The organism is Micromonospora sp. NPDC048839, from assembly GCF_040649915.1.
In the GTDB taxonomy this organism is placed as follows: Bacteria; Actinomycetota; Actinomycetes; order Mycobacteriales; family Micromonosporaceae; genus Micromonospora.
Map to the genome: position 1 here is coordinate 437,591 of NZ_JBEZGL010000001.1, position 21,650 is coordinate 459,240.

Below are 21,650 nucleotides of genomic sequence, written 5' to 3' on the forward strand. Positions count from 1 at the left end.
CCAGTCCCACTGACTCGGAAGGCTGCCCGGTTTACGCTGAGGCCAATCCCAGGTTTCCACGAAGGCGACGCATCGCGCCGCTGAGTCTCGTGCATCCCATAGATCGGTCAGCGTCGACCACAAGGAGATGTGTCATGGTTGCTCCGGCTGTTGTGCGGGGTATTGATCAGGCCCCGACGTCCCATCCGAAACTGCTCGCCTGGGTCCGTGAGGTCGCGGAACTGACCACCCCGGACCGGGTCGTCTGGGTGGATGGGTCCGACGAGGAGTGGCGCCGCCTCACCGACGAGCTGGTCGAAGCCGGCACGCTGATCCGGCTGAACCCGGAGAAGAAGCCCAACTCGTTCTACGCGCGTACCGACCCGACGGACGTCGCCCGGGTCGAGGAACGCACCTACATCTGCTCCGTCGACGAGGCGGACGCCGGCCCCACCAACAACTGGATGGCGCCCGCGGAGATGAAGCGGACGATGACCGAGCTGTACCGCGGCTCGATGCGGGGCCGGACCATGTACGTCATCCCGTTCGTCATGGGTCCGGTCGAGGCCGAGTCCCCGATGTTCGGTGTCGAGATCACCGACAGCCCGTACGTGGTCGCCTCGATGCGCATCATGACGCGGATGGGCACCCGCGTCCTCGAGGCGTTGGGCGACGACGCGGACTTCGTGCACGCGTTGCACTCGATCGGCGCCCCGCTCGCCCCCGGCCAGCAGGACGTCGCCTGGCCGTGCAACGAGACCAAGTACATCTCGCACTTCCCGGAGAGCCGGGAGATCTGGTCGTACGGCTCCGGTTACGGCGGCAACTCGCTGCTCGGCAAGAAGTGCTACTCGCTGCGGATCGCCAGCGTCATGGGTCGCGACGAGGGCTGGCTCGCCGAGCACATGCTGATCCTCAAGATCACCTCGCCGGAGGGCAAGGTCCACCACATCGCCGGCGCGTTCCCCTCGGCCTGTGGCAAGACCAACCTGGCCATGGTCGAGCCGACCATCCCGGGTTGGAAGGTCGAGACCATCGGCGACGACATCGCCTGGATGCGGTTCGGCCCGGACGGCCGCCTCTACGCCGTCAACCCGGAGTACGGCCTGTTCGGTGTCGCGCCCGGCACCGACTGGAAGACCAACGCCAACGCCATGCGCACCCTGGACCGGGGCAATTCCGTCTTCACGAACGTGGGCCTCACCGATGACGGTGACGTCTGGTGGGAGGGGATGGGGGAGCCGCCGGCGCACCTGATCGACTGGAAGGGCAACGACTGGACGCCGGAGAGCGAGGGCCTCTCCTCCCACGCGAACAGCCGGTTCTGCACCCCGATCACCCAGTGCCCGATCCTCGCCGACGAGTACTTCGACCCCAACGGCGTACCGATCGACGCGATCCTCTTCGGTGGCCGTCGTAAGGACACCATCCCGTTGGTGACCGAGGCCCGCGACTGGGTGCACGGCGTCTACATGGGTGCCACGCTCTCGTCGGAGACGACGGCCGCCGCGTCCGGCGCGGTCGGCGTGGTCCGCCGGGATCCGATGGCGATGTTGCCGTTCATCGGCTACCACGCTGGTGATTACTTCCGGCACTGGATCGAGATGGGCAAGGGCACCGACGGCGACGAGGCGAAGCTGCCGAAGATCTACTACGTCAACTGGTTCCGCAAGGACCCGGACGGCTCCTTCCTCTGGCCGGGCTTCGGGGAGAACTCCCGGGTGCTCAAGTGGGTCGTCGAGCGGATCGAGGGCACGGCCGACGCGGTCGAGACCCCGGTGGGCATGGTGCCGACGCCCGAGTCGCTGGACGTCGAGGGCCTGGACATGACCCCGGAGGACGTCCGGATCGCGCTGAAGGTCGACCCGGACGAGTGGCGCGACGAGCTGCCGATGATCACCGAGTGGTTCGAGAAGTTCGGTGACAAGCTGCCGGGCGTGCTCTGGGCCGAGTTGGACGCGCTGCGCGCCCGCCTGGACGCCGCACAACCGCAGCGCTAGGTGTGAACATCGCCCGCCGCGGGCAAGAACGGATCCCATGAGGACGGCCGCCGAGACCGAGGTCCGGCGGCCGTCCGCCGTCCGGGTGCTCACCTTCCTGCTCGCGACGACGGCGGCGGCCACCGTCGTGGTCGAGCTGCTCAATTGGTGGTACGCCCCGGAGCAGGGCTTCGGGCTGGCCGTACGGACCGGCTGGGCGATGCTGCGCTCGTTCGGCTTCCTGCTGCTGATCGGGCACGTGCGCCGGGGTCGGACGGTGGCTCGCCCGTTCGGGCTGATCCTCGCGGTCACCACGGTCTTCGCCGTCGGCCGGTTGATCGTGCCCCGGCAGGGGGTGCCGCCGCTGCCCGGCCTGCTCGGCTTCGCCGTGCTCAGCGCGCTCTGTGTGGCGGTGGTCTGGCTGCTCTACCGCTCGCCGGCGCTCGCCGGGCATCTCGTCCGGCACCGACCCCGGCTGGTCATCGACCGCGACGGGTTCTCCTGGCGGGAAACGCCCCCGCGCCGGCCGGAGGCGAGCGCCTGGCTGTTGACCAGTCGGGTGGCGGCGTTCACGTACAGCCCCCTGATGCTGGTGCCGGCCCTGGTGGCCGGGGGTTCCATCCTGGACGGGCGGCTGACCGCGCTGCCGGCCGTGCTGCTCTGGTTCGGCGCCGGCATCGTGGCCAGCTACGCGGTGCTGTTCTGCACCGCGTTCCTGATGCGGGGCAAGGACTGGGCGCGCGGCCTGCTGGTCGGCGTGACCCTGGTCGTACTCGCCGTGGACCTGCCGCTGTGCTGGTGGCTGCTGGGCGTGGACGGCCTGGTCCGCGACGGCGCCCCGCTGGTCGCCGCCGCCGGGCTGGCTCTCTACGGCCTCCGCCGCGCCGCCCGCGCCCCCGACGTCGACCCCGGTTGACGGCAGCACCGCCCGCGCCCGGGAGGCTCGCAGCCCCCGTCTCTGGCCGGGTAGTCGCGGCCGCTCCGGCTGACGGCAGCACCACCCCGCGCCCGCGAGGCCCACAGCCTCCGTCTCTGGCCGGGTAGTTGCCGCCGCTGTAGAGCTGCCCCAGATGTGGGGCGGGCCGGACGGGCCGGGCATCAGACGCGCTGGCACGCGGGTCCAGCCTCGACTCCGCCCGCGTCCGTATCCACGCCGCCGCCGAGGGCCCCGCCCGGTGCCCCGAATGTGGGGCAGGTCTACAGGCTGTTGGACAGGTGGGCCGCCTCCGCAGCGCTGATGTCTCCCGGCCTGAGTGACCTTCCGTTCGCCACGCCTGGACTGCTCGTGCCTAGCCGCGGGAGGCGATCGCGTTTCTGACGGCAGGAAGTCAGCGCTGTGCGGGTGCGGCACGCAGGAGCGGGCAGAGGGCAGGATGGCGGGTGGCGTCGGTCACAACGGTCGGCGTGGGCGGCGCAGTGGATCGTCGGGCGGTGCCTGATCGGCACGGCCGCGCCGCGTTGGTCGGAGGGAGGCGCGGTGAGCGACGAGTTCGACGTGGTGGTGGTGGGAGCGGGGCCGGCCGGGGCAGCCGCCGCATTGACGGCGCGGCGGGCGGGCGCCAGCGTGCTGCTGCTGGACCGGGCCGACTTCCCCCGGGACAAGGCGTGTGGCGACGGGATCGCCGCGCACTCGGTGGATGTGTTGACCGAGTTGGGGGTGACCGAGGCGGTGGCGGGTTACGCGCCGCTGCCCGCGCTACGCATGATCGCGCCGGGTGGCGGTGCCGTGGCCCGGGCGCTGCCCCGACCCGCGTACACCGTGCCCCGGGAGGTCTTCGACGCGCGCCTGGTGGCGGCGGCCGTGGCGGCGGGCGCGCAGTTGCGCCGGCACACCGTGCGCCGGGTCGAGCCGCGTGCCGACCGGGTGGTGCTGGACGGTGAGGTGTCCGGGCGGGTGGTGGTGGGCGCCGACGGCGCCGGGTCGGTGGTGCGTCGGGCGCTCGGCCACCCGCAGAATCCCGACCGGCACCTGGCGCTTGCCATCCGGGGGTACGCGCCGGCCCTGCCCGGCCCGTCCGAGCAGCTCATCGTCACCTCGAAGGCGCGCTGGCCGGCGTACGCCTGGTCGTTTCCGATCGGCGACGGGCGGGCGAACGTCGGGTACGGGGAGGTGCTGCGCGGTGAGTCGCTGAGCAGGGCGTACCTGCTGGACCGGCTGGCCGCGCTGCTGCCCGGCACCGACCTGGGGACGGTGACCGCGTTGCGCGCCCATCACCTGCCACTGTCCACCCACCGGCCAGCACCGGGGCGGGGGCGCACGTTGCTGGCCGGGGACGCGCTGTCACTGATCAATCCGTTCACCGGGGAGGGCATTTTCTACGCGCTGCTCTCCGGTGCGCTCGCCGGTGCGGCGGCGGCCGAGGCCCCCGAGTCGGCAGCGGGCCGCTACGCGCACGGGTTGCGTCGCCGCCTCGGCACCCACCTGCGGCACAGTTCGGTCGCGGCCTGGTTGGCGCGCCGCGGCCGAGTGGTGGACGCGGCGGTCCGGGCCGCCCGGCGCGACGACCGGGTGTTCTACGACGTGGTCGAGCTGGGACTGGGTGACGGACGTCTCACCGCCCGTACGCTGGCGATGATCGGCATCGGTCTGGGCGGCGGGGATGGGGCTCCGAGGCGGTGATCTGGGCGAAGGGTCGCTACGCTGCTAGGTGATGACGCTGCGGGACCTTATCTACTCCGTGTACGAGCGCCGGCTCACGGCGAAGCTCGCGGGTAAGCCGGTGCCCCGGCACGTCGGGGTGATGTGCGACGGCAACCGCCGCTGGGCGAGGGAGATGGGCTTCGTCGACCCGAACGACGGACACCGGGTCGGCGCGGCGAAGATCAAGCATGTCCTCGGCTGGTGTGACCAGGCCGGCGTGGGGCACGTGACCCTCTACCTGCTGGCCACCGACAACCTGCGCCGACCGGCCAGTGAGCTGGACCCGCTCCTCAAGATCATTGAGGACCTGGTGGTGGAGCTCTCCGAGGAGGGCAACCCCTGGCGGCTGCGCATCGTCGGGGCGCTCGACCTGCTCCCGGCGCAGACCGCGGCGGCGCTCAAGGGCGCCGAGGAACGCACCCGCGAGCGCACCGGCGGCGCGGAGGTCAACATCGCGGTGGGCTACGGCGGTCGGCGGGAGATCACCGACGCGGTCCGTTCGCTGCTGTTGGAGCATGCCGCCACCGGCGGCACCATCGAGGAGTTGGCCGAGGTGCTGGACGTCGAGCACATCGCCGAGCACCTCTACACCCGTGGCCAGCCCGATCCCGACCTGGTCATTCGCACCAGCGGGGAGCAGCGGCTGTCCGGCTTCATGCTCTGGCAGTCCGCGCACTCGGAGTTCTACTTCTGCGAGCTCAACTGGCCGGATTTCCGGCACATCGACTTCCTGCGCGCACTGCGCTCGTACGCGACCAGGCAACGCCGCTACGGCGCCTGAGCCGGCGGCGGGCGACGTGTCCGTCGCCGCGCGGCCGGGTCAGGGCAGGTGGGTCAGTGCCTGGGTGAGGAAGTCGCCAAGGGCGGCCGGGGACTCGATCGTCAGGTCGGCGGCGTTTGCCACCTCGTGGCCGGTCTCCGGGTTGGCCACGGCCACGCAGATGCCGAGGAAGTCCGGGTCGGCGGCGGCGCGGGCGCGCAGCGCGGCGAAGGCCTTGATGTCCGAGACGTCGTCACCGAAGTACCAGGCGCCGGTGGCACCCTTGATCGCCTCGCCGATGACCATGCCCTTGTCCCGGTCGACAGGCGGTTTGAGCTCCAGCACCATCCGCCCGGCCTGCACGCGCAGCCCCAGGCGGTCGGCCTGAGCCTGCCCCCACTGCTGCACGGTCGAGCCGAGCTGCGGGGCGGTACGCCAGTGCAGGGCGACCGAGAGCCGCTTGTATTCCACGAGCGTGCCGGGTGGCAGCTCAGCACGGGCGAGGTCGGCCAGCTCCGCCATGGTCGGCACCCAGGGGAGGGCGGCCGGCTCGGTCACGGTCTCCCCGCCGGAGTGGCTGTGCTCCAGCCCGTAGAGGCCGTAGAGGTCCACGCCGGTGAGCCCGCCGAGCTGATCCCGAAGGAACTCGACGGGTCGGGCGGAGACGATCGCGACCCGCTGCACGACCGGGGCGAGTGCCTCGATCGCGGCCAACGCCTTGGGAGCCGGGCGTACCGCGGTCGGATCGTCGTCGACGGGCGCGAGCGTGCCGTCGAAGTCGAAGAAGAGCACGGTCCCGGCCGCCCGGCTGGCGGTGGTCCGCCAGGCCTGGTCGGCGTTCAACGGGGTTCTCGGCTGGTGATTGCCCAAATTCAACGGCGGCACGCGCGTCAGCGTACCCCGGCGATGAAGGCTCATTCCTGGCCGAGCGGACCCGTTACGCGGTAGGCGATCAGCGTTCGGCGGCTCCTCGTCCACGCCGGCCGAACGGCACCACCGCCGCGTCCTGGCCGTGGCTCAACAGGTAGCCCTCCACAAACCCGGTGTTGCGATCGCCGGTGTGGTTCTCGATCTCGTTGAGCCGTGCCACCAGGAACTCGGTGAGCGCGCTGATCCGGTCGTTCATCCGCTCGTGCAGCTCGGCGACGACGGCCAGGATGACCGCGGTGCCGGCGGTGATGAGCACAAAGAGGTTCACGAGCAGCGGAAGCTGCCCGCCGTCGACCGCGAGGGTCACCGCGTTGCCGGTCGCCCACAGTGTCATCGACACCGTCGCGACCACGACTGCCAACCACTTCAGGGTCATGGACAGACCCCTCCTTTGTCCCGCAGGGCTGGGTTCGGCCTTGTCCCGTCCCCCCGCCGATGACGAGCCCAAGCAGTACGAGTACGGACGCTAGCGTGCCCGTTCCGGCCCCGGAGGCAAACGAATGAACCTGACCAGGCGTTCTTTCGCCATCTGAGGAACTACCCTGCTTGATTGCCTCTATTTCGGACATCGACCGGCAGCGTTGGGCGGTATGCGAGATATCTGATGGTTTCGCGGATGTGGAACTTCTCCGCGTCCGAGACGTTCGGATCGACCAGACGGCGTAGCAGGGCCTCGACGTCCGGGTCCATCGGAGGGGCGGGCTGGCCGCCGCGGGGGCCGGCCGCGGTGCGGTCCCAGCCGAGTGCGGCGAAGGCGGCCGCCGGGTTCAGGCCCAGGCCCTCGCAGAAGGCGACCACCCGTTCGGCTTCCGGGTCGCTGGCCCAGTCGCCCCGGACCCACCGGTTGATGGTCTGCCGGGAGACCCCGGTGCGCCGGGACACCTCGGTGCCACTCCAGGCCCGGGTCGCTCGTGCCTCGTCCAGGGCGCGGCGGACGAAGGTGGCGAAGGCGATCTTCCGCGCATTGGCCGTCTCGGTCACTCCGTGACCGTACGGCCAGCCGGTGACGAGCGCGCGCCCCGGCTCGCCACTGTCACGCCTACGTGACGATGGCTTCGGATTTCCGGTAAACGACTCAGTGCCACTGTTGAGGGGCGTCACGCGGGCAGAATAGATGCCCGTAGTGGCAAGCGTAAGCGGACGAAAAGCTGATACTGTCACGCCCATGGGACAATCTACGGTGTGTCACGTGCATGAGACGATTGGTGCTCACATGCGTCACACCCCCGGTTCGGAGGGGGTGTGGTGACCGAGCTCGCCACCCGCGCCCAGGCCTTCGGGCTGATCGCCGAGGGGGTGGCCGCGGGGCTGACCGCCCCCTGGCGCCTCTACCTCGCCCGAGGCTGCCGCTACCTGTCGCTGAGCGTCGGCGACCGCGCCGAGTGGAACGCCTGGCGTACCCATCTCGGCTGCCCGGAGCTGAGCGTCCGGGTCTACGACGCCGGCGGCGAGATCCGCCGTTCCTCGGTGGCCGAGATCATGCTGGACGGCTGCCGGATCAGCGTCGAACTGGTCGAGGAGGTCAGCACCGACGACCTGGATCGGCTGCTCGTCGCGGATCCCACCACGATCGAGCCGGAGGAGAAGTGACCGGGCGTCCGGGCCGGGCCGGGGTCGCCCGATGAGCCCGTTTCTCGCGGTATTCCTCGTCCTGGTGCTCGGCGCGACCAGCTACGCGGCCGGCCGGTTGCACGGGCAGCTCAGCTACCGCATCGGCTACCGCTTCGGCTACCGGCAGGGCTACTTCGACGGTGACCGGGGCGCCTGGAACCGGCGTCGCCGCGACGCCCAGGCCGCGATCGCCTCCGCCCTGTCGGTCTCCCCGGGGAGCGTCGTCCGCTCGGCCAGCACCGTCGCCCGCCCCGGCACCACGTACACCGGCTCGTCGTTCAGTGCGCCGGCCGCCCCGATCACCGGGCGGCACCCGACGGGCACGCTCGTGCGACGTACCGGTTGAGGTCGGTCGGCGGGCACGATCCCGCCGACCGACACCACCGACGCGGTGCGTCGTCCGCGGCGGACACGCACCGTCGGGGTCACGTCAGACCGGTGACGGTGACCCCAGACCGGCCGGGGTGCGCGCAGGGGGCATGCATCCCGGCCGGTTCCGCCGCGCCCACCGCCGGCCTTCCCGGTGGTGAGGGGCCCCGCGAAGCCGTGTTCACACGCCCGTCTAGGTAGATCCACGTCGGCCCCCTAGCCGGAAGGGGCCGGCGGGGCTAGCGTCTAGGCATGGCACGGGGTTCTCCCGAGCCAGCCGGTCCGCCCGGATCTGCGACCTCGCGCATGGGGTTCCGCATCCGACCCCGTGTCCCCGGGCACCGGAGGAGGCGGAACACGGGTGGCGGATGCCCATCCGTCGGAGCAGGCCTGTGACGACTCGCCGTACCACCGCCGGTGCCGACCAGACCCCGGCCGCGACTGCCACGAACCGCCGTGCCACCAGGAGCCGCCGCACGGCGGCCGCCGCGCCGGCCGACCCGAAGGAGCCGCGACCAGCCGGCCAGGCCTTTGTCCTGGACACGTCCGTGCTGCTCTCCGATCCGGCGGCGTTCCACCGGTTCGCGGAGCACGAGGTGGTGCTGCCTCTGGTGGTCATCACCGAACTGGAGGGCAAGCGGCACCATCCGGAGCTGGGCTGGTTCGCCCGGCAGTCGCTCCGGATGCTCGACGACCTGCGGGTTCGGCATGGTCGACTCGACCGACCGGTGCCGGCCAACGACGTCGGCGGCACCCTGCGGGTGGAGCTCAACCACACCGACGACGGGGTGCTGCCACCCGGTTTCCGGACCGAGAGCAACGACGCCCGGATCCTCTCCGTCGCGCTCAACCTCGCCGGCGAGGGCCGGGAGGTCACCCTGGTCAGCAAGGACATGCCGCTGCGGGTCAAGGCGGCCTCGGTGGGCCTGCGGGCCGACGAGTACCGCCACGGTCAGGCCAGCGACCCGACCTGGACCGGCATGTCCGAGATGGACCTGACCGAGGAGCAGATCGGGTCGTTGTACGCCGGCGAGACACTCGACCTCGACGAGGCGGCCGGTCTGCCCTGCCACACCGGTCTGGTGCTGCACTCGGGACGGGGCTCCGCGCTCGGCCGGGTGCTGCCGGACAAGTCGGTCCGGCTGGTCCGGGGCGATCGGGAGGCGTTCGGGTTGCACGGCCGCTCGGCCGAGCAGCGCATCGCCCTCGACATGTTGCTCGACGAGTCGATCGGGATCGTGTCGCTGGGCGGCCGGGCGGGCACCGGCAAGTCGGCGTTGGCGCTCTGCGCCGGGCTGGAGGCGGTGATGGAGCGGCGCCGGCACAAGAAGGTGATCGTGTTCCGCCCGCTGTACGCCGTCGGCGGCCAGGAGCTGGGCTACCTGCCCGGTTCGGAGTCGGAGAAGATGTCGCCGTGGGCGCAGGCGGTCTTCGACACGCTCGGCGCGGTGGTGCACGAGAACGTGCTGGAGGAGGTCACCTCGCGGGGCATCCTGGAGGTGCTGCCGCTGACCCACATCCGGGGGCGCAGCCTGCACGACGCCTACGTGATCGTGGACGAGGCGCAGTCCCTGGAGCGCGGGGTGCTGTTGACGGTGCTGTCCCGAATCGGGCAGGGCTCCCGGGTGGTGCTCACCCACGACGTGGCCCAGCGGGACAATCTGCGGGTCGGTCGGCACGACGGCGTGACGGCCGTCATCGAGGCGCTCAAGGGTCATCCGCTCTTCGCCCACGTCACCCTCAGCCGTTCGGAGCGGTCGCCGATCGCCGCGATGGTCACCGACCTCCTGGAGGACATCCCGATCTGACGGGTGCTTTTGTGGGCTTTTGTCCGCATTAAATGTGTGGTGCAGATCACAAACGCGCCGGTCGGTTTCCCATCGGCCTCACTGTGCGCAATCGTGTCCCACGAGCGTCCACGCACCACCCGGATCGTTGGTGATCGTTCGTCGCGAGGCGGGCGACATCGGCGGCGGTCGGTGTGTCGGCGCGACCGGCAATCGGTCGGGACGCTCGTGGCACGGTTGGCAGCCCACCTGTGGCCCCGCCGCGCCACGTCCTTGCTCCCGACGAAGGGACCACTTCGTGAGTCGGCTGTGGAGCCGGTTGGGTGCCCGTACGGCTGCTGTCGCCCTGCTGTCCGTGGGCGTTGCCGGCGGCTTCTACCTGGGCGAAGACCGGGAAACCCAGCAACAGGGCCTGACCGAGCAGGTCAGCCGCGAGATCGACCAGGCCGACCTCGCGTACCAGCGCGAACGGCAGGCCGCCCACCAGGTGCAGGTCTCCAAGCAGCGGGCCGCCGAGTACCAGGCCAAGCTGCGGGCGGCGCAGGCCGCGAAGGAGGCCGCCGAGCGGGCCCGTCGGGCCGAGGCCGCCGCGGCGTCCCGCAAGCGCGAACGCGCCGCCGCCAACGCGCCCGCCAAACCGTACGACGGACCGATCCCGGCGTCCTGCGAGGAGTACAGCGGCAACCGCAAGACCGGCTGCGCCCTCATGATCGACTCGGGCTTCGGCATCTCCGAGTTCCCCTGCCTGGAGAAGCTCTGGACCAAGGAGAGCGGCTGGAACCACAAGGCCGCCAACAACTCGTCCGGTGCGTACGGCATCCCGCAGTCCCTGCCGGGCAGCAAGATGGGTTCGGTCGCCTCCGACTGGCGGACCAACCCGGCCACCCAGATCAAGTGGGGCTTGGGCTACATCAAGGGCAGGTACAAGACGCCCTGCGGCGCCTGGACCTTCTTCCAGAACAACAACCACTACTGACGGCTCTCGAAGGCGGGGCGGGTGGGTCTCCACTCGCCCCGCCTTCGCGCGTACTTTGGACGGGACGTGAGTGGCGGTCGGCCGCTTTTGCTGATAGCAGTTGTGGAGTGACCCTGCACCCGTCAAGCGGCGACCCCTACCGGTTCGGCACCGAGGCGTTCTACGCCGCGCTCGGCCGGGCGTTCGTCGCCATGTGCGCGGTCGTCCCGTTCCTCTTCCTCATCGAGGCCGTCGACCAGGGGCTCGCGTTCGGCCTGGACGCCAACGCCGGCATCATCCCGCAGCGCATCGAAGGCTTGGACGGGGTCTTCTTCTCCCCATTCCTGCACCACGGCTTCGACCACCTCTACAGCAACAGCATCCCGCTGATCCTGCTGGGCACGTTCGTCCTGGCCGCCGGTGCCCGCCGCTTCCTCTGGTCGACACTGGTCATCATCCTGGTCAGCGGGCTCGGCGTCTGGTTCACCGGCTCGCCCAACTCGGTGGTGGTCGGCGCCAGCGGCGTCATCTTCGGCTACCTGGGCATCCTGCTCACCCGGGGCATCGTCGAACGCAGCTGGTGGAACTTCGCGGTCTTCCTGCTGGTCGGCCTGCTCTACGGCTGGCAACTGGTCGGCATCCTCCCCACCGACGAGCGGATCTCCTGGCAGGGTCACCTGTTCGGCCTGCTCGGAGGGGTGGTGGCGGCGATCCTGTTCCGCCGTCGGCGCCCAGCGTTGGATGGGCCGGACTACTCGGGTGACACCCTCCGCCTGCCCTGACCAATTCCCCGGCGCGCCCCGGAGCGGTGCTTGCCGGACCACCGCCACCGGCCTACCGTCGAAGATCAGCCTGCGTTGATCCGTAAGCGGAAAGCGACGGTACGCCATGCGCGAGGTCGATGTCGCCGTGATCGGGGCCGGTCCGGCCGGTCTCTTCGCCGCGTACTACGCCGGGTTCCGAGGTCTGTCGGTGGCGGTGATCGACGCGCTGCCCGAGCCCGGCGGTCAGGTCACCGCCATGTACCCGGAAAAGTTGATCCTCGACGTGGCCGGCTTTCCCGCCGTCAAGGGCCGGGACCTGGTGGCCAACCTGGTCGCACAGGCCGCCCCGTTCGCCCCGCAATACCTGCTCAACACCCGTGCCGAGAAACTCTCGTACGTCGACGACCGCCCAGTGCTCGGCCTGGCCGGGGGTGAGCAGCTCGGTTGCGGTGCGGTGGTGGTCACCGGTGGGCTCGGCAGCTTCAGCCCGCGGCCGCTGCCGTGCGCCGACGGCGCTCCCGGCACCGGGATCGTCTACTTCGTCACCGAGCCGGCCGCGCTGGCCGACCGGGACGTGCTGATCGTCGGTGGTGGCGACTCCGCCTTCGACTGGGCGTTGGCGCTGCAACCACTGGCCCGTTCGGTGACCCTCGTGCACCGCCGGGAAAAGTTCCGGGCGCACGCCTCAACTGTCGCCCGAGTGCTGTCCCTGCCGGTGCGGGTGGTGGTCAACGCCGAGGTCAGCCGGCTGATCGGGGAGGGCGCGGTGACCGCCGCCGAGGTGACCGTCCGCGGTGGTGCCACCGAGACACTGCCGGTGGACACCGTGGTCGCCGCGCTGGGCTTCACCGCCGACCTGGGTCCGCTCGCCGAGTGGGGGCTGCGTCTGGACCGCCGGCACATCCTGGTGGACAGCGCGATGGCCACCAACCTGCCCCGGGTCTTCGCGGCGGGCGACATCACCGAATACCCGGGCAAGGTGCGGCTGATCGCCACCGGCTTCGGCGAGGCGGCGACGGCTGTCAACAACGCGGCCGTGGCCATCGCCCCGAGCGCACACCTCTTCCCGGGGCACTCCTCCGACGCCGGCTGACCGTCGGTATCGGACCCACACCGACCTGAGTCCTGATCGAGACAGGTCGACCGGATCCTGTCAGGATGACGGGTTCCGAGACACCGCAGGACGGCGCACCCACCACGCTGTCCTGGCTCTCCCATCCCGCCACCGTGATCGCCCTGGTCCTGCTGCTGGTCAACGACCACGTACTGAAGGCGGCCCACCCCGGCCTGCTGACCGGCAAGCTGAGCGACGTCGCCGGTCTGGTGCTCGCCCCGCCGCTTGTCGCGGTGCTGCTGACCCTCCTGGTGCCGCGGATGCCGGCCCGGGCCGCCGCGCTGGCCGGTCTGGTCGTGGTGGGCGCCGGGTTCGCGCTCGTCAAATCCAACGGGTACGCCGCCGAGCTGGCCTCGTCGGCCTGGACCGTGCTGGCCGGGCCGTCGCTGGTCCGGGCCGACCGGACCGACCTGCTGACCCTGCCGGCGCTCGGCCTGGCCTGGTGGAGTTGGACCCGGTCGCGCCGCCGACCGGTGCGCCACCGGACCGCCCGGCTGGTCCGACTGCTGGTGGTGCTGCCACCGGCGGTCCTGGCGGTAGCCGCCACCAGCCCGATCTACTACCCGTACGCGGTGAGCACCGCGACCCTCGACGGCCACCCGGCGATCTCGGTCGGCAGCGGCTACAGCACGTCGGACTGGCCGGCCAGCCCGCTGGACGGGCAGTGGGCGGTCAGCGAGGACGGCGCGACCACCTGGCGGCCCGCCACCGAGGATGAGCAGCGGCGGCTGTCCCGCCAGGAGGTGGGGCAGCAGCAGGCGTGCGCGCCGGACGCGCCCCGGCGTTGCTACCGGATCGTCACCGGGCACCTACGGGTCGAGGAGAGCGACGACGCCGGCGCGACCTGGCGGGTGGCCTGGGAGGTGCCCGACGGGCAGCGGGAGGAGTTGGCCCGCCGGTCGCCGAACCCGGGCGATGTCCAGCGCCACTTCGCCTCCCGCGATCTGGTCGTCTATCCCCACGCCGGGGGTGGTCACGAGGTGCTCGTCGCCAACGGGCGGGACGGGTTTCTCCGCCGCCTGCCCGACGGTGGGTGGCAGCGCGACGGGTTCCTCTTCGAGGAGGGGGAACGCTTCACGTCGCGGGGCGAACCGCCGCGCCTGGGCGGTGGCGGCCCCGGCGACCGCCAGATGGACCTGTTGCTCGCCGTCACGCTGGCGCTGACTCTCGGCTGTGCGGTCACTGCGCTCGCCGGTCATCTCGCGATCCGCCGTGGTGGAGGTCCGCGCTGGTGGGGGGTCGTCAGCAGTGCGTCGATGCTGGTCGCGGGGATGGTGTTGACCGCGGCCTGGGGGCGCGACGACGACAGCGTGACGTTCATGGCCGTGCCGTTCGTGCTGGTGGTGGGCGTCCTCACCGCGGTGGCCATGATCGTTCGAGCCTCCTACCAGGGCGCTCTGCGGCGCTGGATCGGCTGGGTGCTCACCGGGCTCCTCCTCACCGCGTTCCTGGCCGGGCTGCCGCTCGTCGGTTGGCTGTACGGCACCCCGTCGCGGACCCGGTTCGCGGTGGCGCTCGCCCTGCTGGCCGCAGTGCCGGGCGTGCTGCTGGCCACCCGGATCGCGCGGCTGGTGGACCCGGCCCGTGGGTTCGAGCGCCGGTACCAGCCGCGCCCGCCCTATCCGCCGCACGTGCCCTATCCGCCTGCGCCCTACCCTGCGTACCCACCGAGGGTCCCTGATCCGCCGTACCCGTCGCAGTCGCCGCCGCAGTGAACCTCCGACGTGCCGCTGACCCCTCTGCGGGCGGTTGGGTCAGCGGCGGGCGCTTGGCGCCAACGCGGCGACCAGCACCGCCACCATGGTCAGCGCTGCGCCGAGCAGGGTGTTCACACCGGGGTGGGAGGCCGCGGTGGGCAACACCAGGTCCAGGAGGACCGCCCCCACGATCTGGCCGGCGATGGTGGCCAGACCGAGCAGCAGCACACCGGTGAAGCGCACGATCGCGGCGGCGATCGCGATGAACACGATGCCGATCGGGCCGCCCAGGTAGAGCCACGGCTCGCTCGGCAGGTCGCCGTTCGGCCAGCCGCGTACGGCGATGTCGATGGCGAACGCGACGAGCAGGGTGACGGTCCCGACCGCGAAGTTGACGAGTGTGGCGGTCAACGCGCTGTCGGCCGCCGCCCGGACCCGGCCGTTGACGGCCTGCTGCCAGGCGATGCCCACCCCGGCGAGCAGCGGCAGCAGGGCCAGCGCCAACGCGCCCGGGTCGCCGAGTCGGTCGCCGACCGCCAGGCCGACCGCCAGCACGGTGAGCACCGCGCCGGCCAGCCGCTGCCGGGTGACCGGCTGCCGGCCGGTCGGCCCGATTCCGGCCCGGTCCACGGCGAGGCTGCTGCCGGTCTGGCCGGCCACCACCGCCACGGTGAAGACCGCCACCCCGAGCGTGCCGATGGTGAGCCCCTGGGTGGCCACGAGGAAAGCCCCGCACATCCCGCCGAGGCACTGCCATGGTCGCAGCGTTCCCGTCGCCAGGGCACGCCGCGTCGCGGCCAGCCCACGCCGCCCGCCGGGGGTGGCGGGCACCAGCACCAGGAGCACCAGCAGGCCGATGCCGAACGAGACGACCGCGGCGGCGAAGCCGTCGGCGAGGCGTACCCCCAATTCGCCGTTGATCCGGGACTGCACCGCCACCGCGACCCCGGAGACGGACGCCAGCGCGACGCCGGTGACCCGGCGGGCGGCCGACAGGATCTGTGGTGTCTCCGTGTTGGTGGCTGTCACTCCTGCTCGGCCAGCGGACGACCGTCGAAGTCGACAGCGGAGTAGAGCGCCAGCTTCTCCAGCCGGTGGTACGAGTCGATCACCCGGATCGTGCCGCTCTTCGACCGCATCACGATCGACTGGGTGTACGCGCCGCCGGCCCGGTACCGCACCCCGCGCAGCAGATCTCCGGAGGTGACCCCGGTCGCCACGAAGAAGCAGTTGTCACCGGTGACCAGATCATCGGTGCCCAGCACCCGGTCCAGGTCGTGCCCGGCGGCGAGCGCCTTCTCCCGCTCCTGCTCGTCGCGCGGCCAGAGCTTGGCCTGCATCGCACCACCCATGCACTTCAGGGCGCACGCGGAGATGATGCCCTCCGGGGTGCCGCCGATGCCCATCAGCACGTCGACCTCCGACTCGCCGCGCGCGGCCGCGATGGAGCCCGCGATGTCGCCGTCGGAGATGAACCGGATGCCCGCCCCGGTCCGGCGGATCTGGGTGACCAGGTCGTCGTGGCGGCTCCGGTCCAGCACACAGACCGTCACCTCGGAGACGTCGGTGCCCTTGACCTTGGCGATCCGGCGCAGGTTCTCGGCCACCCCGGCGTTGATGTCGATCACGTCGGCATACGCCGGCCCGACGGCGAGCTTCTCCATGTAGAAGACGGCGCTGGGGTCGAACATCGCGCCCCGCTCGGAGACGGCGAGCACCGCGACGGCGTTCGGCATGCCCTTGCTCATCAGCGTGGTGCCGTCGACCGGGTCGACGGCGACGTCCACCTCCGGGCCGGTGCCGTCGCCGACGTGTTCGCCGTTGAAGAGCATCGGGGCGTTGTCCTTCTCGCCCTCGCCGATCACCACCACGCCACGCATCTGAATCGAGTTGATCAGCTTGCGCATGGCGTCCACGGCCGCGCCGTCGCCACCCTCCTTGTCGCCCCGGCCCACCCACCGACCGGCCGCCATCGCGGCGGCCTCGGTGACCCGGACCAGGTCGAGGGCGAGGTTTCGGTCGAGATCCTGTGGGATCCGCGTCCTGGTGTTGGTCATGACGGCTGCTCCTCCTCGCGACGGTGCGGGGACGACCGGCGGCGGGGCGGTCCCCGCTGCGGCTCTGTCGCTGATCCTCACACGATGGCCGACCGGGCGTTGGCGCGGGGCGGTGATGGCCTGGATACCGCCGGTCGGGCGGCTGCGAAGATGGAGGGGTGGAGCCCGCACAGCCAGCCGACCGCGTACCCGCCGACCGCACGCCACCCGACGGCCAGCCGCCGGTCGACGTCCCCGTCGCCCCCGGTGGTGAGAGCGCCGGCGATGACCCGACGCCACCGCAGCGCGCGGCGCCCGCCAAATCCGAGCGGTCGCCGAAGGACATGGCGATCTCGTTGCTGGTGCTGCTCGTCCCGATCGCGCTGCTGCTGGCGTTCTACCGGGGCTTTCTGGGTGGTGATCAGGCCACGACAGTCGATCCGGCCCCGGCCATCGAACAGGCCCGGTCGGCGAACGTGTTTCCGGTGAGCCAGCCGGAGGGGCTCGGCTCCGACTGGTCGACGGTCAGCGCCCGCTACCAGACCGTCGACGGCGGTGCGAACCTGCGGATCGGCTACCTCACCCCGGAGGGGCGGGGCGTCCAACTCCTGCAGAGCAGTGTGCCGGCCGAGCGGCTGCTCCCCGCCGAGCTGACCGACCAGGGCCAGCCGCAGGGGCCGACCGAGCTGGCCGGACGGACCTGGCAGCTCTACGCGGCCCGGGGCAACCAGCAGGCGCTGGTCCTGCTGGAACCGACCCGCACGGTGATCGTCGTCGGTGATGCCGGGGACAACGAACTACGCGAGCTGGCCGGCTCGCTGCACTGATCGGACAGAAGGGCGATTGTCCGACCCGTCGACAGGGAACAGAGAGGGAGTGATCCGGGCGCGCTGACTCGACCCGGATCGCGCGTCGCGGCCGACGGTGCTGCCGCGTCGCCCGGTTTCCGGCGCCGTCCAGGTCGTCGGGTGACCCTCTTGGGAGACACGTATGACTGTTCGACGACTCGGCGCCGGCCTGGTAGCCGCCGCTCTGCTCACACCCGCACTGGCCGCCTGCGCCAGCGGTACGACCGGCAGCGCCGGATCGACCGCCACTCCGACGGCGACCGCCTCCGGCACGGCGAGCCCGTCCGGAGCCCCGGCGGCGGGCGACGCCAAGCAGGCCCTGCTCGACTCCACCAAGGAGATCAGCAACGGGAACTTCCGATTCACCCTCGCCGGCGCCGGCTCGACGGCGGAGGGCCAGGTGCACCAGCCCAGCCAGAGCGCGACGATGAAGGTCGCGATCGGCGGACCCTCGTCCGACCTGGCAATGAAGCTCGACGTGATCCACTACAAGCCGGACAGCTGGGTCAAGCTGGAGCTGAGCGGCGCCACCGCCGACAGCCTGCCCACCATCAAGCAGCTCAACCTCGGCAAGTACCAGCACCTGGACCAGTCCCGGATCAAGGGCAACCGCAGCCTCGGGTTCGACTTCGAGAAGGTCGACCCGGCCGGCAGCGCGGTGCTCACCCAGGGCATCACCGAGGTCCGCAGCACCGGCACCGGCGCGTACGCGGGCACCATCGACGTCACCAAGGCCGCCGAGGCGGGCTCGCTGAACGCCGCCACGATCGCCGCGCTGGGCACCCAGGCGAAGACGGTTCCCTTCACCGCGAAGGTGGACCCGCAGGGCCGGCTCAGCGAGCTGGTGCTGCAGCTGCCGGCCGCCGGGCAGACCGCCGCCCAGGAGGTCAAGATGACGTACTCCGACTACGGTGCCGCCACCGCTGCCCAGAAGCCGCCGGCTGCCGAGGTCGTCGAGGCGCCGGCCGAGCTGTACAACCTGTTCAACTGACGTGTCCGCGTGGGGCGGCTCCGGCCGCCCCACCGGCGGTCGGTCAGGAAGCGGGCTCCTGCCGGGCGGCGTCGATCCGTGCCCGCGCCCCATCCAGCCAGCGTTGGCAGATCACCGCCAGCGCCTCGCCGCGCTCCCACAGCGCCAGCGACTCCTCCAGGGACGTGCCGCCGGCCTCCAGCCGCTCGACCACCGAGGCCAGCTCGGCGCGGGCCTGCTCGTAACTGAGCCGTTCGTCCGGCCCGGCCTTCGTGTCGTCAGTCATCGCACCCATCTCAGCACACCGCTCGTCCGGTCACCGCGTCGCCACTGCGCCGTCGACCGTGGCGGCCAGTTCACCGTCGGCCAGCCGTACCCGGAGCGGGTCGCCCTTGCCGACCTCCGTCGCCGCGCGCACCACGTGGCCGTCCGCGCGCTGCACGATCGCGTACCCCCGGTCCAGGGTGGCGGCGGGGGAGAGCGCGCGTAGTCGGGCGAGGGTGTGGCGCAGGTCGTCGTCGGCGGCGACGAGCCGGTGTTCCAGACAGCGGCCGGCCCGCTGGCGCAACGCGGTCAGCTCGGTCGCCCGATGGTCCACCATCACCTGCGGTCGAGCCAGCACCGGCCGGGACCGCAGCCCGTCGAGCCGGTGGGTCTCCCGATCGACGAGGTTGCGCACCGCCCGTTCCAGGCGGTGCCGGGCCTGACCGATGAGGCGTACCTCCTCGGTGAGGTCGGGGACGACCCGCTTGGCCGCGTCGGTCGGGGTGGAGGCGCGGACGTCGGCGACGTAGTCGATCAGCGGTGCGTCCGTCTCGTGACCGATGGCGCTGACCACCGGAGTACGGCAGCCGAACACGGCGCGGCAGAGCGCCTCGTCGGAGAAGGGCAGCAGATCCTCGATGCCGCCGCCGCCGCGGGCAATGATGATCACGTCGATGCTCGGGTCGGCGTCCAGCACCCGGAGCGCGTCGACGATCTGCGGCACCGCGGAGGGACCCTGCACGGCCACGTTGACGGTGCGGAACTCCACCGCCGGCCAGCGTCGCCGGGCGTTCGTCAGCACGTCCCGCTCCGCCGCGGACGCCCGACCGGTGATGAGCCCGATCCGGCCGGGCAGGAACGGCAGTCGGCGCTTACGGGCGCGGTCGAAGAGCCCTTCGGCGGCGAGCAGCTTCTTGAGCTTCTCCAGCCGGGCCAGCAGTTCCCCGAGCCCCACCTGACGGATCTCGTCGGCGCGCAGGCTCAACGTGCCCCGGGCGGCGTAGAACTCCGGCTTGGCGTGCAGTACGACCCGGGCGCCCTCGCGTAGCTCCGGTGCGCCGGCGTCGAGCACGTCCCGGTTCGTGGTGACGGTCAGGCTCAGGTCGGCCGACGGGTCACGCAGGGTGAGGAAGACAGTGCTGGCCCCGGGGCGGCGGCTGATCTGCGCCACCTGCCCGTCCACCCACACCCAGCCCAGCTTGGCGATCCAGGCCCCCACCTTCTGGCTGACCACCCGAACCGGCCAGGGCTCCTCCGCGCTGCTGCGCGCCCCCTCAGTCACCGACCCACCCCCACACTCACCCGCCCACCCTACGGACCCCCACGGTTGGCCCCGTCGATCATGAAGTTATTGCCCCTGGTCTCGGCGTGTCGCAGCGATAACCTCATGATCAACAGGGCTGGGGGTGGGCTGGGGGGTGGGGGTTTGGGGTTGTGGGCGGGTGGTCTTGGAGACGCCGGCACGTACGATGGGTTCGTGACTGAGGCTGAGGCGACTCCCCGGACCGGCAAGCGCGTGCTCCTGGCGAAGCCCCGCGGCTACTGCGCCGGTGTCGACCGCGCCGTGCAGACCGTCGAGGAGGCACTGAAGCTCTACGGTGCCCCGATCTACGTGCGCAAGCAGATCGTGCACAACAAGCACGTGGTGCAGACCCTGGAGGCGCAGGGCGCGATCTTCGTGGAGGAGAACGAGGAGGTGCCGGAGGGGTCCACCGTCATCTTCTCCGCGCACGGCGTCGCTCCCGAGGTCTACGAGCAGGCCAAGCAGCGCTCGCTGAAGGCGATCGACGCGACCTGCCCGCTGGTCACCAAGGTGCACCACGAGGCGAAGCGGTTCGCCGCCGAGGACTACGACATCCTGCTCATCGGCCACGAGGGGCACGAAGAGGTCATCGGCACCGCCGGCGAGGCCCCCGCGCACATCCAACTGGTCGACGGCCCGGACGGCGCGGACAAGGTCACCGTCCGGGATCCGGAGAAGGTCGTCTGGCTCTCCCAGACCACGCTCTCCGTCGACGAGACGTTGGAGACGGTGGCCCGGCTCAAGCAGCGACTGCCGCTGTTGCAGTCCCCGCCCAGCGACGACATCTGCTACGCCACCTCCAACCGGCAGCACGTGGTCAAGGAGATCGCCCCCGACTGCGACGTGGTGATCGTGGTCGGCTCGACGAACTCCTCCAACTCGATCCGCCTGGTCGAGGTCGCCCTGGACGCGGGCGCGCGCGCCGGCCACCTGGTCGACTTCGCCCACGAGATCGACGACGCCTGGCTGGAGGGGGCCACCACGGTCGGCCTGACCTCCGGCGCGAGCGTCCCGGACGAGCTGGTCCAGGACGTGCTGGCCTACCTCGCCGCGCGGGGCTTCGCCGACGTGGAGGAGATCACCACCGCCAACGAGCGGCTCGTGTTCTCGCTCCCGCAGGAGCTGAAGCGGGACATGAAGGCCGCGGCGGCGCGCGGCTGAGCACGGGAACGAACCCGACCCGGCGTACGTCAGATCTGGCATGAGGACCTTTCGGCTCGTCGTCACCGCGCTGACCATCTGCGTGGCGCTCAGCGCCTGCGGCGGCCAGGACGCCGAACGCGGCAACCCCCCGCCGGTGCCGACCGGAACGCAGCCGGTGACCAGCTCGCCCGTCCCCGACCCGACCAGCACGCCGCCGATCGTCGACCCCGCACCGACGGGCCTGCCGTCGAGCCCGAAGCCGGGCGGGCCGAGCACGCCTCCGGGGGTCCGGGCCACCACCCTGACCGGCACGGTGCAGAGCGGGGTGGAGCCCAACTGCGTCCTGCTCGACGGATACCTGCTGCTCGGGGGTCCGCGGGACGTGCTGACCCCGGGCGCGCGGGTGGAGGTCACCGGCCGGGCCGAGCCCGACATGATGACCACCTGCCAGCAGGGCACCCCGTTCGTCGTGTCGAACGCCAACCGGTCCTGATCAGCCG

22 protein-coding genes are annotated in these 21,650 nt (G+C 71.5%); 15 read left to right on the forward strand and 7 right to left on the reverse strand.

The genetic code is table 11. The features are described 5' to 3' along the window. Positions 1-134 precede the first annotated feature (134 nt). From AB0C25_RS02120 to AB0C25_RS02135, 4 genes are all read left to right on the forward strand, one after another. Complete coding sequence (locus AB0C25_RS02120; protein ID WP_357241620.1) at positions 135-1,979, forward strand: phosphoenolpyruvate carboxykinase (GTP); 1,845 nt, start codon at positions 135-137, stop codon at positions 1,977-1,979. A gap of 37 nt (positions 1,980-2,016) precedes the next feature. Beyond that, a complete protein-coding gene (locus AB0C25_RS02125) occupies positions 2,017-2,874 on the forward strand; it encodes a hypothetical protein (RefSeq protein ID WP_357368626.1) in 858 nt (285 codons plus the stop codon). A 561-nt stretch (positions 2,875-3,435) separates the two neighbouring features. Next, positions 3,436-4,578: a geranylgeranyl reductase family protein gene (locus AB0C25_RS02130; RefSeq protein WP_357368628.1), complete on the forward strand. Its 1,143-nt coding sequence runs from the start codon at positions 3,436-3,438 to the stop codon at positions 4,576-4,578. 31 nt (positions 4,579-4,609) lie between these two features. Further along, on the forward strand, positions 4,610-5,380 hold the full coding sequence (locus tag AB0C25_RS02135) for an isoprenyl transferase (RefSeq protein ID WP_357368630.1): 771 nt from the start codon (positions 4,610-4,612) through the stop codon (positions 5,378-5,380). 39 nt (positions 5,381-5,419) lie between these two features. Here AB0C25_RS02135 and otsB read toward each other — a convergent pair whose 3' ends face one another. The 3 genes from otsB to AB0C25_RS02150 form a co-directional block, all read right to left on the reverse strand. Continuing rightward, positions 5,420-6,244, reverse strand: a complete 825-nt coding sequence (gene otsB / locus AB0C25_RS02140; protein ID WP_357368632.1) for a trehalose-phosphatase — start codon at positions 6,242-6,244, stop codon at positions 5,420-5,422. A 67-nt stretch (positions 6,245-6,311) separates the two neighbouring features. Continuing rightward, positions 6,312-6,665 carry a hypothetical protein gene (locus tag AB0C25_RS02145; protein ID WP_357241645.1) on the reverse strand — a complete coding sequence of 118 codons (354 nt, stop codon included), beginning with the start codon at positions 6,663-6,665 and terminating at the stop codon, positions 6,312-6,314. A 161-nt stretch (positions 6,666-6,826) separates the two neighbouring features. Beyond that, positions 6,827-7,270 (reverse strand): XRE family transcriptional regulator, encoded by a 444-nt coding sequence (locus AB0C25_RS02150; protein ID WP_357241648.1) that lies wholly within the window; start codon positions 7,268-7,270, stop codon positions 6,827-6,829. Positions 7,271-7,534: 264 nt separating this feature from the next. On the opposite strand from AB0C25_RS02150, the gene AB0C25_RS02155 reads away from it, so the two are divergent. The 7 genes from AB0C25_RS02155 to AB0C25_RS02185 all read left to right on the forward strand — a co-directional run bounded on the left by AB0C25_RS02155 (position 7,535) and on the right by AB0C25_RS02185 (position 14,604). Further along, positions 7,535-7,879, forward strand: a complete 345-nt coding sequence (locus AB0C25_RS02155; RefSeq protein WP_357241651.1) for a hypothetical protein — start codon at positions 7,535-7,537, stop codon at positions 7,877-7,879. 31 nt (positions 7,880-7,910) lie between these two features. Further along, a complete protein-coding gene (locus tag AB0C25_RS02160; protein WP_357368635.1) occupies positions 7,911-8,246 on the forward strand; it encodes a hypothetical protein in 336 nt (111 codons plus the stop codon). 415 nt (positions 8,247-8,661) lie between these two features. Then, positions 8,662-10,077, forward strand: a complete 1,416-nt coding sequence (locus AB0C25_RS02165) for a PhoH family protein (protein ID WP_357241654.1) — start codon at positions 8,662-8,664, stop codon at positions 10,075-10,077. A 277-nt stretch (positions 10,078-10,354) separates the two neighbouring features. Continuing rightward, entirely contained in the window at positions 10,355-11,032 is a 678-nt protein-coding gene (locus AB0C25_RS02170; protein ID WP_357368637.1) for a lytic transglycosylase domain-containing protein, read from the forward strand. A gap of 107 nt (positions 11,033-11,139) precedes the next feature. Next, positions 11,140-11,793 (forward strand): rhomboid family intramembrane serine protease, encoded by a 654-nt coding sequence (locus tag AB0C25_RS02175; protein ID WP_357241660.1) that lies wholly within the window; start codon positions 11,140-11,142, stop codon positions 11,791-11,793. A 106-nt stretch (positions 11,794-11,899) separates the two neighbouring features. Beyond that, on the forward strand, positions 11,900-12,868 hold the full coding sequence (locus AB0C25_RS02180; protein ID WP_357368640.1) for an NAD(P)/FAD-dependent oxidoreductase: 969 nt from the start codon (positions 11,900-11,902) through the stop codon (positions 12,866-12,868). Positions 12,869-12,933: 65 nt separating this feature from the next. After that, positions 12,934-14,604 carry a hypothetical protein gene (locus AB0C25_RS02185; RefSeq protein WP_357368642.1) on the forward strand — a complete coding sequence of 557 codons (1,671 nt, stop codon included), beginning with the start codon at positions 12,934-12,936 and terminating at the stop codon, positions 14,602-14,604. A 39-nt stretch (positions 14,605-14,643) separates the two neighbouring features. On the opposite strand, the gene AB0C25_RS02190 is transcribed toward AB0C25_RS02185, so the two are convergent. Both AB0C25_RS02190 and glpX read right to left on the reverse strand, forming a co-directional pair. Beyond that, positions 14,644-15,615, reverse strand: a complete 972-nt coding sequence (locus tag AB0C25_RS02190; protein ID WP_357368644.1) for a DMT family transporter — start codon at positions 15,613-15,615, stop codon at positions 14,644-14,646. After that, a complete protein-coding gene (glpX, locus tag AB0C25_RS02195; RefSeq protein WP_357241672.1) occupies positions 15,612-16,643 on the reverse strand; it encodes a class II fructose-bisphosphatase in 1,032 nt (343 codons plus the stop codon). Before glpX ends, AB0C25_RS02190 begins: the two co-directional genes overlap by 4 nt. Positions 16,644-16,801: 158 nt before the next feature. On the opposite strand from glpX, the gene AB0C25_RS02200 reads away from it, so the two are divergent. Both AB0C25_RS02200 and AB0C25_RS02205 read left to right on the forward strand, forming a co-directional pair. Continuing rightward, the gene (locus tag AB0C25_RS02200) at positions 16,802-17,449 is read left to right on the forward strand and encodes a DUF4245 family protein (RefSeq protein WP_357368646.1); all 648 of its coding nucleotides are present in this window, start codon (positions 16,802-16,804) and stop codon (positions 17,447-17,449) included. A 163-nt stretch (positions 17,450-17,612) separates the two neighbouring features. Continuing rightward, the gene (locus tag AB0C25_RS02205; protein ID WP_357368648.1) at positions 17,613-18,461 is read left to right on the forward strand and encodes a hypothetical protein; all 849 of its coding nucleotides are present in this window, start codon (positions 17,613-17,615) and stop codon (positions 18,459-18,461) included. Between the two features lie 43 nt (positions 18,462-18,504). Here the strand turns inward: AB0C25_RS02205 and AB0C25_RS02210 are convergent, their stop codons facing one another. Both AB0C25_RS02210 and xseA read right to left on the reverse strand, forming a co-directional pair. Continuing rightward, on the reverse strand, positions 18,505-18,726 hold the full coding sequence (locus AB0C25_RS02210; RefSeq protein ID WP_030328827.1) for an exodeoxyribonuclease VII small subunit: 222 nt from the start codon (positions 18,724-18,726) through the stop codon (positions 18,505-18,507). Between the two features lie 30 nt (positions 18,727-18,756). Next, positions 18,757-19,986: an exodeoxyribonuclease VII large subunit gene (gene xseA, locus AB0C25_RS02215; RefSeq protein ID WP_357368650.1), complete on the reverse strand. Its 1,230-nt coding sequence runs from the start codon at positions 19,984-19,986 to the stop codon at positions 18,757-18,759. Between the two features lie 195 nt (positions 19,987-20,181). Here xseA and AB0C25_RS02220 point away from each other — a divergent pair, with 195 nt between their 5' ends. Further along, positions 20,182-21,168, forward strand: a complete 987-nt coding sequence (locus tag AB0C25_RS02220) for a 4-hydroxy-3-methylbut-2-enyl diphosphate reductase (RefSeq protein ID WP_357368652.1) — start codon at positions 20,182-20,184, stop codon at positions 21,166-21,168. Between the two features lie 40 nt (positions 21,169-21,208). Further along, positions 21,209-21,643 carry a hypothetical protein gene (locus AB0C25_RS02225; RefSeq protein ID WP_357368654.1) on the forward strand — a complete coding sequence of 145 codons (435 nt, stop codon included), beginning with the start codon at positions 21,209-21,211 and terminating at the stop codon, positions 21,641-21,643. The last annotated feature ends 7 nt before the right edge of the window (positions 21,644-21,650 follow it).